At 71.0% G+C, this 16,526-nt stretch carries 15 protein-coding genes; 8 read left to right on the top strand and 7 right to left on the bottom strand.

From position 1 onward, the window contains the following. The first annotated feature begins 84 nt into the window (after window positions 1–84). Both ACVW00_RS08965 and ACVW00_RS08960 read left to right on the top strand, forming a co-directional pair. On the top strand, window positions 85–2,118 hold the full coding sequence (locus ACVW00_RS08965) for a glycosyltransferase family 39 protein (RefSeq protein WP_457110556.1): 2,034 nt from the start codon (window positions 85–87) through the stop codon (window positions 2,116–2,118). Continuing rightward, window positions 2,115–3,347, top strand: a complete 1,233-nt coding sequence (locus ACVW00_RS08960; protein WP_457110555.1) for a glycosyltransferase — start codon at window positions 2,115–2,117, stop codon at window positions 3,345–3,347. The genes ACVW00_RS08965 and ACVW00_RS08960 overlap by 4 nt, the downstream gene beginning before the upstream one ends. Window positions 3,348–3,385: 38 nt before the next feature. On the opposite strand, the gene ACVW00_RS08955 is transcribed toward ACVW00_RS08960, so the two are convergent. Then, window positions 3,386–3,988 carry a TetR/AcrR family transcriptional regulator gene (locus ACVW00_RS08955; RefSeq protein ID WP_457110554.1) on the bottom strand — a complete coding sequence of 201 codons (603 nt, stop codon included), beginning with the start codon at window positions 3,986–3,988 and terminating at the stop codon, window positions 3,386–3,388. A gap of 71 nt (window positions 3,989–4,059) precedes the next feature. Between ACVW00_RS08955 and ACVW00_RS08950 the strand changes: the two genes are divergently transcribed. The 4 genes from ACVW00_RS08950 (at window position 4,060) to ACVW00_RS08935 (ending at window position 8,083) form a co-directional block, all read left to right on the top strand. After that, the gene (locus ACVW00_RS08950; RefSeq protein ID WP_457110553.1) at window positions 4,060–5,562 is read left to right on the top strand and encodes a flavin-containing monooxygenase; all 1,503 of its coding nucleotides are present in this window, start codon (window positions 4,060–4,062) and stop codon (window positions 5,560–5,562) included. Then, on the top strand, window positions 5,559–6,395 hold the full coding sequence (locus tag ACVW00_RS08945; RefSeq protein ID WP_457110552.1) for an SDR family NAD(P)-dependent oxidoreductase: 837 nt from the start codon (window positions 5,559–5,561) through the stop codon (window positions 6,393–6,395). The genes ACVW00_RS08950 and ACVW00_RS08945 overlap by 4 nt, the downstream gene beginning before the upstream one ends. An 83-nt stretch (window positions 6,396–6,478) precedes the next feature. Then, window positions 6,479–7,492: a hypothetical protein gene (locus ACVW00_RS08940; protein WP_457110551.1), complete on the top strand. Its 1,014-nt coding sequence runs from the start codon at window positions 6,479–6,481 to the stop codon at window positions 7,490–7,492. A 45-nt stretch (window positions 7,493–7,537) separates the two neighbouring features. Then, window positions 7,538–8,083, top strand: a complete 546-nt coding sequence (locus ACVW00_RS08935; protein ID WP_457110550.1) for a DUF402 domain-containing protein — start codon at window positions 7,538–7,540, stop codon at window positions 8,081–8,083. Here the strand turns inward: ACVW00_RS08935 and ACVW00_RS08930 are convergent. Continuing rightward, a complete protein-coding gene (locus ACVW00_RS08930; protein WP_457110549.1) occupies window positions 8,049–8,732 on the bottom strand; it encodes a VOC family protein in 684 nt (227 codons plus the stop codon). The genes ACVW00_RS08935 and ACVW00_RS08930 overlap by 35 nt on opposite strands. A 34-nt stretch (window positions 8,733–8,766) precedes the next feature. Between ACVW00_RS08930 and ACVW00_RS08925 the strand changes: the two genes are divergently transcribed. After that, a complete protein-coding gene (locus ACVW00_RS08925; protein WP_457110548.1) occupies window positions 8,767–9,879 on the top strand; it encodes a glutamate--cysteine ligase in 1,113 nt (370 codons plus the stop codon). Between the two features lie 10 nt (window positions 9,880–9,889). Here the strand turns inward: ACVW00_RS08925 and ACVW00_RS08920 are convergent, their stop codons facing one another. From ACVW00_RS08920 to ACVW00_RS08910, 3 genes are read right to left on the bottom strand one after another with little or no spacing between them, the layout of a single operon-like run. Next, window positions 9,890–11,017, bottom strand: coding sequence for an FUSC family protein (locus ACVW00_RS08920; protein ID WP_457110547.1), 1,128 nt, complete (start codon window positions 11,015–11,017; stop codon window positions 9,890–9,892). Further along, window positions 10,992–12,515, bottom strand: coding sequence for an aldehyde dehydrogenase family protein (locus ACVW00_RS08915; RefSeq protein WP_457110546.1), 1,524 nt, complete (start codon window positions 12,513–12,515; stop codon window positions 10,992–10,994). Before ACVW00_RS08915 ends, ACVW00_RS08920 begins: the two co-directional genes overlap by 26 nt. Next, complete coding sequence (locus ACVW00_RS08910) at window positions 12,512–14,092, bottom strand: GMC family oxidoreductase (protein ID WP_457110545.1); 1,581 nt, start codon at window positions 14,090–14,092, stop codon at window positions 12,512–12,514. Before ACVW00_RS08910 ends, ACVW00_RS08915 begins: the two co-directional genes overlap by 4 nt. A gap of 111 nt (window positions 14,093–14,203) precedes the next feature. Here ACVW00_RS08910 and ACVW00_RS08905 point away from each other — a divergent pair, with 111 nt between their 5' ends. Next, window positions 14,204–15,610, top strand: a complete 1,407-nt coding sequence (locus tag ACVW00_RS08905) for a WS/DGAT/MGAT family O-acyltransferase (protein WP_457110544.1) — start codon at window positions 14,204–14,206, stop codon at window positions 15,608–15,610. On the opposite strand, the gene ACVW00_RS08900 is transcribed toward ACVW00_RS08905, so the two are convergent. Then, window positions 15,611–15,916: a helix-turn-helix domain-containing protein gene (locus ACVW00_RS08900; protein WP_457110543.1), complete on the bottom strand. Its 306-nt coding sequence runs from the start codon at window positions 15,914–15,916 to the stop codon at window positions 15,611–15,613. Between the two features lie 95 nt (window positions 15,917–16,011). Next, entirely contained in the window at window positions 16,012–16,509 is a 498-nt protein-coding gene (locus tag ACVW00_RS08895) for a flavin reductase family protein (protein ID WP_457110542.1), read from the bottom strand. Between the last annotated feature and the right edge of the window lie 17 nt (window positions 16,510–16,526).

Here is a 16,526-nt window from a genome sequence, read left to right as displayed (position 1 = left end):
TTCCGTAGTGAATTTCCTCGCGCTCACAGAGCCCCCACAGACCGACCACAACGCCCGCGCAGCGGAGCCCGAAATGGTCGGGGCATGGACCTGACACAGACCTCGACACCGCGCCCACTGGCCTTCCTGACCTCGCCCTTCGACCTCCGGCGCCGCCGCAGTCCCGTCGACCGGACAACGCGGCCGGCCAGGCCGGCCGCGCAGCCGACGTGGACCCGGCCGGCTCTCGTCGCACTCCTGGTCGCGACCGGATTCCTCTACCTGTGGGGGCTCGGCGAGTCCGGCTGGGGGAACTCCTTCTACTCCGCGGCCGTCCAGGCCGGGTCGGAGTCCTGGAAGGCGTTCTTCTTCGGCAGCTCCGACGCAGCCAACTCGATCACGGTCGACAAGACACCGCTCGCGCTGTGGCCGATGGAGCTCTCGGTGCGGATCTTCGGCCTGTCCAGCTGGAGCATCCTGGTGCCGCAGGCGCTGGAGGGCGTCGCGACGGTCTACCTGCTCTTCCGCATCGTCCGGCGCAGCACGGGGTCCGACGCGGCCGGCCTGCTGGCCGGCATCGCGATGGCGCTGACCCCGGTCGCCGTGCTGATGTTCCGGTTCAACAACCCCGACGCGATGCTGGTCCTGCTGCTGGTCGCCGCCAGCGGCGCCACGCTACGCGCGGTCGAGGACTCCGAGCTCGACACCGGCCGTCCCCTGCGCTGGCTGCTGCTCGCCGGCGCCTTCGTCGGCCTGGCGTTCCTCGCCAAGATGCTGCAGGCGTTCCTGGTGCTCCCCGCGCTCGGGCTCGCCTACCTGCTCTTCGCCCGCACCTCCTTCGGCAAGCGGGTCCTGCACCTGGTCGCCGACTTCGGCGCCATGGTCGTCGCCGGCGGCTGGTGGGTCACGATCGTCGCTCTCTGGCCGGCCGGCAGCCGCCCCTACATCGGCGGCTCGCAGGCCAACTCGATCCTCGAGCTCACCCTGGGCTACAACGGCTTCGGCCGGCTCACCGGCAACGAGACCGGATCGGTGGGCGGAACCGGCCAAGGCGGAAGCATGTGGGGCGCCACCGGCATCGGCCGGATGTTCAACGCGGAGATCGGCGGCCAGATCGCCTGGCTGGTCCCGGCGGCGCTCGTGCTGGGTGCGTCGGCGCTGTGGTTCGGCCGCTCCGACCGCCGGATCCGGGCCGCGCTCGTGCTGTGGGGGGCCATGCTGCTCGTCACCGGGCTCACCTTCAGCTTCATGGCCGGCATCTTCCACGCCTACTACACCGTGGCGCTCGCGCCGCCGGTCGCGGCGCTGGTCGGCCTCGGCGCTCTCGTACTCTGGCGCGAGCGCGACCACGTCGCAGCTCGTGCCATCCTCGCGGCGACGACGCTCGGGACCGCGATCTGGTCCTTCGTCCTGCTCGACCGGTCAGCGGACTTCGCGCCGTGGCTCCGGTACGCCGTGATCCTCGGCGGCGTCGCCGGCGCTCTCCTGCTCGCCGGTGTCCGGCTGCTCCCCGCGCGATTCGCGGCACTCGTCGCAGCACTCGCCGTGGTGACCACGCTGGCGGGTCCGGCGGCGTACGCCGCGCAGACGGCCGCCACCCCGCACACCGGTTCGATCCCGACCGCGGGACCGACCGTCGCCGGCGCCCTGGGCGGACCCGGCGGGATGGGGCGGATGGGCGGGCCGCCGACGACGATGGCCGGTGGGACGACCGGCACCTTCCAGGGCCCGCCGCATGGCGCGGCGCCCGGCAACGGCGGCAACGCAGGCGGGCTCCTCAACGGCAGCACCCCGACCACCGAGCTGACCGCACTGCTGAAGACCGATGCCGACTCCTACACCTGGGTGGCCGCGGCTGTCGGGTCGAACACGGCATCGGGGTACCAGCTCGCGACCGGTGACCCGGTGATGGCGATCGGCGGGTTCAACGGCTCCGACCCGAGCCCGACGCTCGCCGAGTTCGAAGCCGACGTCGCTGCCGGCAGGATCCACTACTTCGTCGCAGGCGGTGGCTTCGGAGGCCCTCGTGGGTCCGGCAGCAACAGCAGCTCGGCGATCGCGTCCTGGGTCGCGGCGAACTTCACCGCGACGACCGTCGGCGGCGTGACGCTCTACGACGTCTCGGGCGGTGCGGCATGACCACGGCCGAGGCGTCGCGGCCCGAGCCGGCGGCGACCGCGGTGTCGGTCTCCGCTCCCGTGCTCGACGTCGTCATCCCGGTGCACAACGAGGAGAAGCAGCTGGCCGCCTCGGTACGCCGGGTGCTCACCGCGCTCGAGGCCCTTCCCTGGACCTTCCGGATCACCATCGCCGACAACGCCTCGACCGACGGCACCGACGTGGTCGCGCGGCGGCTCAGCCACGAGCACCCGGAGGTCAGGGTCGAGCACCTCGCGGAGAAGGGCCGAGGCCGTGCGCTCAAGCAGGCGTGGGGGCGGTCGGACAGCGACGTGCTGGTCTACATGGACGTCGACCTGTCCACCGATCTCGGTGCGCTGCTCCCGCTGGTGGCGCCGCTGATCAGCGGGCACTCCGACCTCGCGATCGGCTCCCGGCTGGCCGGCTCGTCGCGGGTCGACCGCGGGCTCAAGCGGGAGGTCATCTCGCGGAGCTACAACCTGATCCTGCGCCGCGCGCTGCGGGTCGGGTTCAGCGACGCCCAGTGCGGCTTCAAGGCGATCCGTCGCGACGCCGCCCGGGAGCTCCTGCCGCTGGTGCACGACCAGGAGTGGTTCTTCGACACCGAGCTGCTCACCGTCGCCGAGCGCGCAGGGCTCCGGATCCACGAGGTGCCCGTCGACTGGGTGGACGACCCCGACAGCCGGGTGGACATCGTGCGCACGGCGCGCGACGACCTGCGCGGCGTCGTACGGCTCGCGACGAGCCTGGCGCGTGGGCGGCTGCCGCTGCGCGAGGTCGGCGAGCGGCTGGGCCGGGTCTCGGCGGAGGCCGGCACCGGCAGGCTCGGGCTCCAGGTCGCGATGTTCGTGGTCATCGGCGTGCTGTCGACCCTCGCCTACGCCGGCCTCTACCTGGTGCTGCGGCAGACCTCCGGAGCACTTCAGGCGAACCTGCTGGCGCTCCTGGTGACCGCGATCGGCAACACTGCGGCCAACCGCCGGTTCAGCTTCGGCGTCCGCGGCCGCGAGGGCCGGCTCCGGCACCAGGCGCAGGGGCTCGCGATCTTCGCGCTCGGCCTCGGCTTCACCAGCCTCGTCCTGTGGCTGATGCCGCCCACGCACCCGACACTCGAGGTCGTCGTCCTGACGGTCGCGAACCTGCTGGTGACGGCGTTGCGGTTCACCGCCATGAAGCTCTGGATCTTCGTACGTCCGAGCCGCGACGAGCTTGAGCGAGCCTCCGGGTGAGCCCGCGAACCCGGAAGGGCGGGTCGAAACCGGGCCGCTCAGCCGATGACGACGGCCGGCAGCGCACGCGCGAGCCGGTCGAGCAGGTCCTGGCGGGACAGGCCGTGCGGGTCCTCGACCCAGGCGACGACGACATCTTCGACCATCGCCGCCCAGCCGTCGGCGAGCAGCCGCGTCGCGGGGTTGTCGACCACGCCGATCGCGGCCAGCTCGGCCGGCCCGGCGATGTCGAAGATCCGGTCCGTGAGGACGCGCCGTGCCTCCTGGTAGATGGCCCGGAGCTCCTCGTTGGCGCCCCAGGCCGCCCGGATCAGCGAGACGTAGCCGGTGTAGTTCTCCGAGACGTAGTCGACGTAGGCACCGAGCGAGACCGACAGCTGCTCGAGCGGATCTTCGATGTCGCGTGGCGCCGTGATCGCCACGAGGTCCTCGACCGCCCGCCGGACGACCGCGACGTGGAACTCCTGAAGGCTGTGGAAGTAGTGGTAGAGCAGCCCGCGGGAGATCCCGGCCTCGTCGGCGAGCAGCTCGATCGAGATCTCGTCCAGGGTGCGCGTCGCGAGCAGCCTGGTGCCGAGGTCGAGCAGCTGCTCGCGGCGGCTCTCGGGCGACATCCGCACCCGGCCCGTGGTCGTGCTCATGTGGGCCACATTACTGAACGTGCGTCAACGTCGCTATTGACAGTCGTTCAACAACATCTAGGGTAGAGCGCATGGCTACCTCTCTCCCCGAACGTGTCCGGATCCTCGTGGTCGGGGCCGGGTTCGCCGGCCTCGGTGCGGCGATCAAGCTGGACGAGGCCGGGCACCGGGACTTCGCGGTCGTCGACCGGGGCACCAGCGTCGGCGGCACCTGGCGCGACAACACCTACCCCGGCGCGGCCTGCGACGTCCCGAGCCAGCTGTACTCCTTCTCCTTCGCGCCCAATCCCGAGTGGTCGCGGTCGTTCTCGCCGCAGCCGGAGATCCAGGCCTACCTCGAGAACGTCGCCCGGCAGTCGGGCGTGCTCGACAGGTTCCACTTCGGCGTCACCGTGGAGGACGCGGCCTGGGACGAGCAGGACCACGTCTGGCGGGTCGCGACGTCGGCCGGCACCGTGACCGCAGACATCGTGATCAGCGGGTCGGGTGGGCTCTCCGAGCCGAAGCTCCCCGAGATCGAGGGCATCGACGAGTTCGCGGGCGAGGTCTTCCACTCCGCCCGGTGGAACCACGACTACGACCTCACCGGGAAGCGCGTGGCCGTAATCGGCACCGGGGCGTCCGCCATCCAGATCGTGCCGGAGATCGTCGGGAAGGTCGCACAGCTCGACCTCTACCAGCGCACCGCCCCCTGGGTGATCCCCCGCAACGACCGGGCGTACACCGGGGTCGAGCGGTTCGCGTTCCGGCACCTGCCGCTGGTCCAGCGGCTCTACCGCAGCGCGATCTACTGGGGACGCGAGCTCTACGTGCCGGCCTTCACCCTGGAGCCGCGGCTCGCCGCCCCCGCAAGGGCGGCCGCCCTCGCGAACATCCGCAAGGGCATCTCCGACCCCGCTCTCCGCAAGGCGGTCACGCCGCACTACCAGATCGGCTGCAAGCGGATCCTCATCTCGAACACCTACTACCCCGCTCTCGACCGCGACGACGTCGAGCTCGTGACCGACGCGATCGCCGAGATCACCCCGAACGGGATCAGGACCGTCGACGGCGTCGAGCGCGAGATCGACTGCCTGATCGTGGCGACCGGCTTCCACACGACCGACCAGCCGATCGCGCACCACGTCAAGGGCCGCGAGGGTCGCACGCTGGCCGACGTCTGGGCCGAGCACGGGATGTCGTCGTACAAGGGCACCACGACGACCGGGTTCCCCAACTTCTTCCAGATCGTCGGCGCGAACACCGGCCTCGGGCACTCGAGCATGGTGTTCATCATCGAGAGCCAGATCGCCTACATCGTCTCCGCGATCGAGCAGGTCGAGGCCGGCGGGATCGTGGCGGTCGAGCCGAAGCAGGAGGCGCAGGACGCCTGGACCGCCGACGTGCAGCGCCGGATGGCGCGCACCGTGTGGAGCTCCGGCGGGTGCGCGAGCTGGTACCTCGACGAGCACGGCCGCAACACGACGCTCTGGCCGCGCACGACGTTCGCCTTCCGCGGCATGCTGCGCAGGTTCGACCTGGAGAAGTACGACGTGACCACCGCGACCCCCGCGAAGAAGGAGCAACTGGCATGAAGAGTCTTGACGGCAAGGTCGTGGTGATCACCGGGGCCGGTTCCGGCATGGGCCGGGAGATGGCGATCCTGGCAGCGAGCCGTGGAGCACTGGTGGCGGTCTCCGACTGGAACGCCGACGGGCTCGCGGAGACCGTCGACCTGGTGAAGGCCGCAGGTGCGCGTGCGCTGCGCAGCGACGTCCTCGACGTGTCCGACCGCGCGGCGATGGGCGAGTACGCCAGCGCGGTCGTCGAGCAGTTCGGCACTGTCAACATGGTCGTGAACAACGCAGGCGTGACCGTGACCGGTGACTTCGAGGACATGGAGTACACCGACTTCGACTGGATCGTCGGCGTCAATTTCCTCGGGGTCGTCAACGGCACCAAGGAATTCCTCCCGCACCTGATCGCCTCGGGCGACGGTGCGGTGGTCAACATCTCGTCGCTGTTCGGGCTGATCTCGATGCCCGGGCAGACCGCCTACAACGCCACCAAGTACGCCGTTCGCGGCTTCACCGAGGCGCTCCGCGAGGAGATGCTGATCAACAAGCACCCGGTGACGGTGACCTGCATCCACCCCGGTGGCATCAGGACCGGGATCGCCCGCCACGGCCGCAAGACCAGGGGCCAGGATGCCGAGGCCATCGACCGGCTCTTCGAGCAGAAGCTGGCGCGGATGCCCGCGGAGAAGGCGGCCCGGATCATCCTCGACGCCGCAGTGAAGGGCAAGGCGCGCCAGCTCGTCGGGCTCGACGCGCACGTGATCCACCACTTCGCCAAGCTCACCGGCTCCCGCTACCAGGACGTGGTCGCCCGGATCGCCGCCCGGGTGATCCCGGACAAGCGCGCCTGAGCGCGGGCTGCGGGTGAGCCCCGGCTCCCGCCGAGTTCGGGCATTCACCTGATCCATCGTGGGTCCGCTCCTACGATCGGCCCGTGACGGATCCGGCGTTGCCTGCGACCTACCGCTACGTGTCCGACGGCGGGATGGCGGCCGCCCTCGACCGGGACTCCATGGCGCGGGTGAACCGTCCCGTCGTCTGGGCCACGCTGACGGTCGTCGGCTTCGGAGTCGGCTACTACGCCTCCTTTCACGGCAACCGCAACTCGTTGCCGTACTACCGCGGCGAGGTCGTCAGGATCGCCCTCGTCTCGGGACTGGTGGTCGCCGCACTACTGGCTGCAGCCGTACTCGTCGGGCTTGCGCTCGCTCGCCCGATCAACCGAAGGCGCATGCGCCGCTCGTTCCCCACCGGCTCGGTCACGGAGGTCCGGCTCGAGCAGGACGCCCTGGTCATCGCGCGCCCGGCCGCAACGCGCACGATTCCCTACGGTCGCATCCACCGGGTGCGACTGCGGGAGCACACCCAGTGGATCGTCGTACGTGGACGTCCGTCCATCGAGGTCCTGCCTGCCGGTCTCCTTCCGCCCGACGCGATCGGGACCGTCAGAGCGCGGGCGGCCGGTGCCGTGCCGCTGTCGTGGTCCCCGGCGCCCACTGGTTCCGTGCGCCAGGTGGTCGTTCCCGAAGGATGGCCGTCCCACGTCGCAGCGGCGACTCTGAAGGAGATCGCGCGCGGGGCGAGGTTCTACGTGCGGGTCGTACTGGCCGTCCTCGTGTCTGCGCTGATCGCGTACGCCGCCGGTGGGGCCTGGCTGCTGCTCGGACCCTCCCTGACGCTCCTCGCCCTCACCACTGCCTTCGTGCGCACCCGGCGCGCCATGGCCGACGCGATGCCGAGCGGAGCCGTCGCGAGCGTCGAGGTGCTCTCCGATCGGATGGTCTCCCGCACCGTGCGATGGGCCCGCGAGATCCGGTTCGACGAGATCCGCGAGGTCCGCGTCCGAGGAGACGTCGTGTTCCTCGCGATGACCTCGACTCCGCCATTGCTCGCTCTCGCCCGCGAGCTCGTGCCCGACGCTGTCATCGAGCGGCTCCGCGCCGGGTGAGTGTCAGCCTCGGGTCCTCGCCCGACACGTCCGTATCGTTGCGGCGTGGATGCTGACAGACGCGCCGTGCGGGTGCTGACGCGCAAGTGGCCCGACCTGCCGCACTGGGAGTTCGACGCCCTCCGGCTCGGTGCCGACGCGCACGGTTACTGGCTCGGCGTACCGGAGGGGACGTGGCTGTCCCGGCCCGAGCGCGGCTTCCACGCGTGGTGCGACCACGTGGTGCTGGTCCCGTACGACGCGTGGTGGATGGCGACGATCTACGGCGACGATGCCGACAGGCCCGTCGACGTGTACGTCGACATCGCCACGCCGTCCGAGTGGGCCGACGACGAGTCGTGGGTGAGGGCTGTGGACCTCGACCTCGACGTCGTGAAAGGGCCGACCGGTCGAATCTGGGTGGACGACGAGGACGAGTTCGCGGAGCACCAGGTCTCGCTGGGGTATCCCCCCGAGGTGATCGCCGCGGCCCGCGCGAGCTGCGACGAGGTGCTCGCCGCGGTCAGCGGCGGCGCCGGACCGTTCGGCGGTGCGCACCGGGACTGGATCGCGCGCCTCAGCGCGGCTCGACGAGAGGCTTCCGACCGGTGATGCAGTAGACGGGTCCCGCCGGCGGCTGCATGACCGTCCAGCCCTCGTGCGCGCGCAGCACCGATGCCCCGAGCTCCTCGTGCCGGCGGATCTCGGCGTCCCTGTCGTCGGCGGAGAGGTCGAGATGGGCGCGCACCGGTCCGTCCGCCGAGTCGAGGCGCTGCAGCAGGATGTTCAGTGGATGGCCGGCCGGCTTCCGCAGCCGGCGGAACTCCGCAGTGCCGCCGTCGAAGAGCTCCCACCCCGTGAGCTCGGCCCAGAAGGCGCACTCCTGGTCGTAGATCCCGGGCGGGATGTCGAGGCAGACCTGGTCGACCACCGACCGGTTGCCGTCGGGCCAGGTCGCCGGAGCCGGCCTCACCGACTCGGACCCCTCGACCATGCAGTAGGGCAACCCACCCGGCGAGCGGCGTACGTCGAACGGCTGGCCGGGAGCATGCACGTCGAGGTGTATCCCCGGCTCGCCGTCCTCGAGCCGCTGGACGCGCAGGTAGGCGTCGCCCGCAGGTGGCTCCAGGGTGGCGAACTCGTCGCGCTCGCCCCGGTGGCCGGACAGTGCGTAGCCGGTCACCCCCTGCCAGAACGCCACGGCCCGGTCGAGCTCGTCCGGCGTGAAGTCGAGAAACGCCGTCAGCCAGGTCGGGTGCATGCCGAGAACCTACCCAGTGTGGAAGCATCCAGACGTGGCCATCGACTTCGCCGACTCGCCTCGTCCGACCCTCGGCGTGGAGTGGGAGTTCGCGCTCGTCGACAAGCACAGCCGCGACCTCGTCAACGGCGCCTCCGAGCTCTTCGACCTGGTCGCCCAGAGGCACGGCCCCGAACCGAGGCTGCACAAGGAGCTGCTGCGCAACACCGTCGAGCTCACGACGGGGATCTGCACCACCGTCGACGAGGCGATGAACGAGCTCGCCGAGATGATCGAGAAGGTGAGGCCGCTCGCCGACGAGCTCGGTGTCGATCTCTACAGCGCCGGCACGCACCCCTTCGCGGCCTGGTCACACCAGCTGCTCACCGAGGGGCATCGCTACGAGGAGCTGATCGCCCGCACCCAGTGGTGGGGTCGGCAGATGCTTATCTGGGGCGTCCACGTCCACGTCGGAGTACGCCGCGACCAGGTGATCCCGATCGTCAGCTCACTGCTGAACTGGTACCCGCACCTCCAGGCGCTGTCCGCCTCGTCCCCCATCTGGGCGGGCACCGACACCGGTTACGCGAGCAACCGCGCCATGATGTTCCAGCAGCTGCCGACGGCCGGCCTGCCGTTCCAGTTCGAGACCTGGGACGACTTCGAGCGCTACGCCGACGACCTGCTCAGGACCGGGGTCATCGAGCTCATCGACGAGATCCGCTGGGACGTACGGCCGGCTCCCCGGACCGGCACGGTGGAGGTGCGCGTCTGCGACGGTGTCTCGACGCTCTGGGAGATGCGCGCCCTCGTCGCGCTCACCCACTGCCTGGTGGTCGACCTCGCCGACCGGCTCGACCGGGGCGAGACTCTCCCGACGATGCCGCCGTGGCACGTCCAGGAGAACAAGTGGCGAGCAGCGCGCTACGGGCTGGACGCCTGGATCATCCTCGACGCCGACTCCAACGAGCGGCTGCTGCTCGACGACCTGACCGACCTGCTCGATCGGCTGCAGCCGGTCGCCGAGCGGCTCGGCTGCGCGGCCGACCTTGCCCTGGTCAGGGAGATCCCGGCTCGCGGTGCGTCGTACCAGCGGCAGCGGGAGGTGGCCGAGAGGAGCAGCGGCGATCTGGTCGCCGTCGTCGACTCCGTCGTCCGGGAGCTCTGATCCGCCCGGATCAGTCGCCCAGCGACGCCAGCGGCGGGATCTTGTCGGTCGCCGCGAGCGGGTCGAGGCCGGTCACCGCCAGCAGGTCGGCGAGCAGCGAGCGCATCTGGGCGAGGACCACCTCCGCCGACAGGACCGAGGTGCGCGGCAGCTCCGACGACCGGTGACCCAGCTCGACGAGCGGCTCCAGCACCGCGCTCGCCATCCGGTCGGACCCGAGCTCGTCGGCCATCCGGTCGGTGAGCTCCGCGAGCTCGCGCAGGAACCCGGCGTACTCCACCGGGATGGGCTCGCCGCGGTAGTTGGCCACGGCGACCCGGCGGGCGAGGACACGGGTGTTGCGCAGCGCGAAGTCGAGCGGTTCGACCAGGTCGGTGAGCCGGCGCATCCCGCCCCGGTGCCGCCAGCGGAACGGCGAGGACGCGAGCACCGACATGCCCTCGTCGGACGCCGCCCGCAGCTCGGCGACCAGGGCGTCGGTCATCCGCGCGTCCGACAGGGTGGCCAGCGCGCGATCGACGTCCCCGTCCTCGATGCTGTGCGCGGACGCCCTGAGCAGCGCGCCGATCTTGCGGACCACCACCGCGGCCTGCTCCCGGGGACGGCGCAGCGGCGCCCCCGGTACGACGCTCGCGGCCAGCAGCGCCACCGCCCCGCCGATCAGCGCGTCGCTCCAGCGCAGGAACGCCTGCCCGGGATCGGGAAGCAGCGTGCTGACCACGATCCCCTGCACCGCTGCCTGGGTCACGAAGATCGCGCCGGCGTCCAGGAGGAGCGCGGCCGTCATCCCCAGGGCCACGACCAGCGCCACCTGCCAGGCTCCCGATCCGAGCCAGTGCGTCAGCACGTCTCCGAAGAAGACGCCCATGGCCACGCCCAGGGTCACCTCGGCGACCCGCCGCAGCCGTTGGCCGTAGCTCGTGCCGAGGCCGACGACGGCCGCGATGGGTGCGAAGAAGGGGGTCTGGTGGCCGAAGACGTCCGAGGCGACCAGCCACGCGACGCCGGCGGCGACCGCGCACTGACCGACCTGCCACGACTTCGACCGCAGCCGCGCGAGCCTCGCCCGGAGAGAGGTGCGGCCGCGTGCGACGGCGAGGTCGAACGCGGGACTAGGGCTTCGGAAGTGTCGATCCACGTCCGTGCAACATCGTGATCAGCTTGCCGAGCTGCTGCTCGGCCTTCTCGGTGCGCTGGAAGGTCGTCAACGCGAGCAGCGGCTTCATCCGCTGGCGTGCGATCGCGTGGGCGTAGGTGAACTCCTTGAGGCCGTCCGGGCCGTGGATCCGGCCGAAGCCCGAGTCGCCGATGCCACCGAACGGCAACGACGGGACACCGGCGAAGGTGATCACGCCGTTGATCGACGTCATCCCGACCCGGAGCCGCTCGGCGATCTTCATGCCGCGGGCCTTCGAGTACACCGCCGAGCCGAGTGCGTACCGCGAGTCGTTGGTGAGCGCCACCGCCTCGTCCATGTCCTTGACCTTGGCGATGGTCATCGTCGGGCCGAAGGTCTCCTCGGTCCACGCGGAGGAGTCCTTCGGTACGTCGACCAGGATGGTGGGCTGGACGAACCGGTCGCCCACTGCCTCGGGCCCGCCGAGGATGGCCCGGCCTCCCTTCGCGATCGCGTCGTCGATGTGCCGGCGGATGATGTCGAGCTGCCCCGGCATCGTGATCGGTCCGATCTTCGCCTGCGGGTCGTCGGTCGCGTCGAGCTCCGTGGCCGCCGCGACGACCTTGGTCAGGAACTCGTCGTACACGCGCTCGTGCACGTAGACGCGTTCCACCCCCGCACACGTCTGTCCGGCGTTGGCGCACGCGCCCCAGACCGCCCCGTCGACGGCGGCGTCGACGTCTGCGTCCTCGTCGACGATGAGAGCGTCCTTGCCGCCTGCCTCGATCAGCACCGGCGTGAGCGACTCCGACGCAGCCGCCATCACCTTCTTGCCGGTGCCTGTCGAGCCGGTGAACGCCAGCTTGTCGACGCCGGCGCGGCACAGCGCGGCGCCGGTGTCGCCGAGCCCGGTGACGACCTGGAGGACGGGCTGGTCGACGACCTCGGCGAAGGTCTGGGCGAGCCAGACGCCGACGCCGGGGGTGTACTCGCTGGGCTTGAAGACGACGGCGTTGCCGGCGGCGAGCGCGTAGGAGATCGAGCCCATCGGCGTGAACACCGGGTAGTTCCACGGACCGATCACGCCGATCACCCCGAGGGGCCGGTACTCGACGGTGGCCTTCTGGTTGGCCATCACTAGGCCGCTGGGCACCTTGTGCCGCTTGAGCACCTTGCTCGCGTGCTTGGCGGCCCAGGCGAGGTGGTCGATGGCGAGGGCACCCTCGAGCAACGCGTCTCCGTGCGGCTTGCCGGTCTCCTGGTGCACCACCTCGGCCAGCTGGGCGATGCGCCGCGTGATCACGCCCTTCCAGGTGTTCAGCCGGTCCTCGCGCTCGGCGAACGAGAGTGCTCCCCACCACGCGGACGCGACGCGGGCCCGCTCGACCGCGGCGCGGACCTCCGCCTCCCCGTGGATCGGGTAGGTCTCGACGACGTCGCCGGTGCGTGGGTCGAGCGAGTCGAAGGTGGCCGGACGACCCGGCGTGGTGCTGTCGGCCTTGTTCTCAGTGATCGTCATGAGCTCTTCCTGATCTCTTCGGCCGCCTTCTCGGCGATCATGATGGTCGGTGCATTGGTGTTGCCCCGGGTGACGGCGGGCATGACGGAGGCGTCGACGACGCGGAGCCCGCTGACACCGCGGACACGCAACGACGGATCGACGACGGCGTCCTCGCCGGTGCCCATCGCGCACGTCGACACGGGGTGGAACAGGGTCTGGGCGCGGCGTCGTACGTGCTCGACGAGGTCATCGTCCGTCGGGTCGGCCGGCAGCTCCCACGGGCGGTCCAAGAACTGCGCCAGCGGACCCTGCCGGCAGGTGTCCCAGGTCGTCCGCATCCCGGCGACCACGGCGTCCAGGTCGACCTGGTCGTCGAAGTAGGCCGGGTCGATCGCGGGGTGCAGGGCCGGGTCGGCGGAGCGCAGCCGCAGGGTGCCGCGGCTCGCGACCGACACCAGGGTCACGCCGGCCGTGAACATCCGTGACGTCGGCTCGTGGAACCCGTTGTCGTAGAAGCCGGACGGCGCCACGTGCACCTGGATGTCGGGCGCGGCGAGGTCGTCGCGCGAGGCGAGGAAGGCGCCGCCCTCGCCGACGTTCGAGGTCAGCGGACCGCTCCCCCGCGCCATCCAGCGGAGCAGGCCCCGGACGTTGTTGAAGTCGGCCAGGTCGGTGGTCCCGCGGGTGTACCAGATCATCGGGACGACGGGATGGTCCTGCAGGTTGGCGCCGACGCCCGGCAGGTCGACACGCACGTCGATGCCGTGCTCACGGAGGTGGGCGCCCGGACCGATGCCGGAGAGCATCAGCAGCTGCGGGCTGTTGATCGCACCGCCGCAGACGAGCACCTCACGACGCGCGGACACCGTGTGCTCCGAGCCGCCCTGGCGGAACACCACCCCGGTCGCCCGGTCGCCCTCGACAGCGATCCGGGTCGCCATCGCGAACGTCGCGATCGTCAGGTTCTCGCGCTCGCGGGCCGGGCGCAGGTAGGCCTCGTAGGTCGACCAGCGCCGCCCCTTGCGGCAGGTCACCTGGTAGAGCCCAGCCCCTTCCTGCTCGACCCCGTTGAAGTCGTCGTTGCGCTTGAGCCCGTGGCTGACCGCGCTCTCGACGTACGCCGCGGTGAGCGGGTGGGTCCAGCGGCGGTCCTCCACGTGCAGGGGACCGTCGGCGCCGTGGAGCGGCGGGCCGAACCGGCTGTTGTGCTCCGCCCTGACGAAGTAGGGCAGCACGTCGTCGTAGCCCCAGCCGGTGGCGCCGTACTGGTCGCGCCAGGTGTCGTAGTCCGTCCGGTTGCCGCGGATGTAGATCATCGCGTTCATCGCCGAGCAGCCGCCGAGCGCCTTCATCCGCGGCCAGAACGCCCGGCGGTCGTGGAGCTGCTTCTGCCCGGTCGTCGAGTAGCTCCAGTCCCACTTGGTCTTGAACAGCGACGCGAAGGCGGCCGGGATGTTGACCTCGTCGGCGTCGGACTCGCCGCCTGCCTCGAGGAGCAGCACCGTCGTCGCGGGGTCCTCGGTCAGCCGTGCCGCGAGCACCGCCCCGGCACTGCCGGACCCCACCACCACGTAGTCGTACGTCGCGTCGGTCACACCGGCAACCTACTCCGCCGCGCCACCCCGCGGCGGGGGTCTCGCGGCTGATTCCGCGACGTCCGCGCGCGGTGCCTTCCCAACGGTCGGCCGAGACGCAAGGATCGGGGCGTGCCGACTCCCATCGACCCCACCTCGCTGGGCTTCCTGCTCGCGGAGAACCGCAACCAGCCGATGCACGTCGCGGGGCTCCAGCTGTTCGAGAAGCCGGCCGGTGCCGGCGACGACTTCGCCCGGTTGCTCTTCGAGTCGGCCCTCGACGTCGAGGACATCGCCCCGCTGTTCAAGAAGCGGCCGACCTTCTCGCTGGGCACCCTCGGCCAGTGGGTCTGGACCGAGGACAAGGACTTCGACGTCGAGCACCACGTGCGCCACAACGCACTCCCCCAGCCGGGTCGCGTGCGCGAGCTGCTCGAGCTGGTGAGCCGGCTGCACGGGACCATGCTCGCGCGGGAGCGACCGCTCTGGGAGTGCCACATCATCGAGGGCCTCGCCGACGGCCGGGTCGCGATGTACACGAAGATGCACCACGCCCTCGTCGACGGCATCTCCGCGATGCGGCTCATGCAGAGCGTGCTGACCAGTGACCCGGACAAGCGGGACATGCCGCTGCCCTTCGACGCGCGCGCGGCCGCCCGCACCGCGAAGGCGCGCGAGCAGGCGGAGCGCGATCTCGCCTCCGTGCCGATGAGCGCCCTGCGCAGCGCCGTCGGGCTCACCGCGGACGCCGCGGGGCTCCCGGCAGCGTTCATCAAGACCCTGACCAAGGGCATCCGCAACGAGACCTCCGCGCTGTCGCTGCACGCGCCCAAGACGATGTTCAACGTGAACATCACCGGGTCACGGCGCTTCGCCGCGCAGAGCTGGCCGCTCGACCGGATCCGGGCGATCTCGAAGGCCAGCGGCAGCACCCTGAACGACGTCGTGCTCGCCATGTGCAGCGGGGCGGTGCGCACCTACCTCCAGGAGCTCGGCAAGCTGCCCGATGCCTCCCTGGTCTCGATGGTCCCGGTCGCCCTGAAGTCGCGCGGTGCGGACTCCCTCGCCGGCGGCGGCGGCAACGCCGTCGGATCGGTGATGGTGCGTCTCGGCACGGACCTGGCCGACCCCGCGGAACGGCTGGCGTCGGTGCACCGGTCGATGAAGGCCGGCAAGGACGCGCTGGGGTCGATGACGCCGAACCAGATCGTCGCGATGAGCGCGCTCGGGATGGCACCGTCGATCGTGATCCCGATGCTGCGCCTCAACGGCATCGTGCGCCCGCCGTTCAACCTGATCATCTCGAACGTGCCCGGCCCGCGGTCGACGCAGTACCTCAACGGAGCGCGGCTGGACGGCACCTACCCGGTCTCCGTGCCGATGCAGGGCATGGCGCTGAACATCACCTGCAACAGCTACGCCGACGACCTCTGCTTCGGCCTCACCGGGTGCCGTCGTTCGGTGCCGCACCTGCAGCGGCTGCTCGGGCACCTCGACACCGAGCTCGACCTGCTGGAGAACGCGGTCGGCGTCGCCTGATCAGGCCGCAGCGACCACGTCGCCACGACGGGCGGGCACGCGCTCGACCGCGGACTCCGCGGCGATCCGCTGCTCCTCGACCGCGACCGTGTCACTCACCTCGCGGAGCACGTCGGAGAGCGGCACCTCGAGCGCCTCGCACAGCGAGGACAGCAGCTCGGAGGATGCCTCCTTCTGACCGCGCTCGATCTCGGAGATGTAGCCCAGGCTGATCCGGGCCTCGGAGGAGAGCTCACGCAGGGTCATCCCACGGCGCATCCGCTCGCCGCGGAGCACATCGCCGAGCTGGCGGCGAAACAGCACCATCTGCGTTCTCCCTTCCGTCCTGCTAGCGCAACGCTACCCGCACCCCGGTTCTTCCCGGCAGGAACTCCCGCATCCGGACGGTCGCGTGTCCGGGCTCATGCCTGCCGGTAGCGGCCGCGCCGGTGCTCCAGCGGGCTGCGGTCCTCCACCATCACCACCTCGTCGACCACGGTGGTGGCGAGCAGGGACCACCCGACCTCCGTCAGGTGCTCCAGCCGGACGAGCGCGTGGGTGTGGTCGGCGAGCACCGGCCCGTGCTCGGTGTCGGTCCAGGTCCCGAGCCGAAACGCGCCCCCAGGTGCCGGCGCGACACCTCCGAACGCGTCGGCGAGCTCCCGGTCGGCGGACTCGAGCAGCTGGACGACGCCCACGCCCGTGCTGACCAGTCCCTCTGCCAGTGCCGAATCGGGGTCGAGCAGGCCGAGCACGCGCCCGGGTTCGCCGTTCGCCACCATCACCGAGGAGACGGTGAGTCCGGCTCGCTGCGCGCCGGCGCCCGCCGTCCAGAGCGACACCGCCCCGCCGAGCCGGCCGCGGAACCGGCGTACGGGGTCCGACGCGGAGGCGAACGGGTTCGTGTGGTGAATGGTCATGCGGGCGCCGGCAGCAG

It is taken from the genome of Marmoricola sp. URHA0025 HA25, assembly GCF_054059435.1.
This window is presented reverse-complemented; position numbering and strand designations above follow the sequence as displayed.

Bases quoted from the DNA above. Each gene is read 5' to 3' on its own strand.
- ACVW00_RS08965 (WP_457110556.1), top strand. From the start codon at position 85: ATGGACCTGACACAGACCTCGACACCGCGCCCACTGGCCTTCCTGACC.
- ACVW00_RS08960 (WP_457110555.1), top strand. From the start codon at position 2,115: ATGACCACGGCCGAGGCGTCGCGGCCCGAGCCGGCGGCGACCGCGGTG.
- ACVW00_RS08955 (WP_457110554.1), bottom strand. From the start codon at position 3,988: ATGAGCACGACCACGGGCCGGGTGCGGATGTCGCCCGAGAGCCGCCGC.
- ACVW00_RS08950 (WP_457110553.1), top strand. From the start codon at position 4,060: ATGGCTACCTCTCTCCCCGAACGTGTCCGGATCCTCGTGGTCGGGGCC.
- ACVW00_RS08945 (WP_457110552.1), top strand. From the start codon at position 5,559: ATGAAGAGTCTTGACGGCAAGGTCGTGGTGATCACCGGGGCCGGTTCC.
- ACVW00_RS08930 (WP_457110549.1), bottom strand. From the start codon at position 8,732: ATGCACCCGACCTGGCTGACGGCGTTTCTCGACTTCACGCCGGACGAG.
- ACVW00_RS08915 (WP_457110546.1), bottom strand. From the start codon at position 12,515: ATGACGATCACTGAGAACAAGGCCGACAGCACCACGCCGGGTCGTCCG.
- ACVW00_RS08900 (WP_457110543.1), bottom strand. From the start codon at position 15,916: ATGGTGCTGTTTCGCCGCCAGCTCGGCGATGTGCTCCGCGGCGAGCGG.
- ACVW00_RS08895 (WP_457110542.1), bottom strand. From the start codon at position 16,509: ATGACCATTCACCACACGAACCCGTTCGCCTCCGCGTCGGACCCCGTA.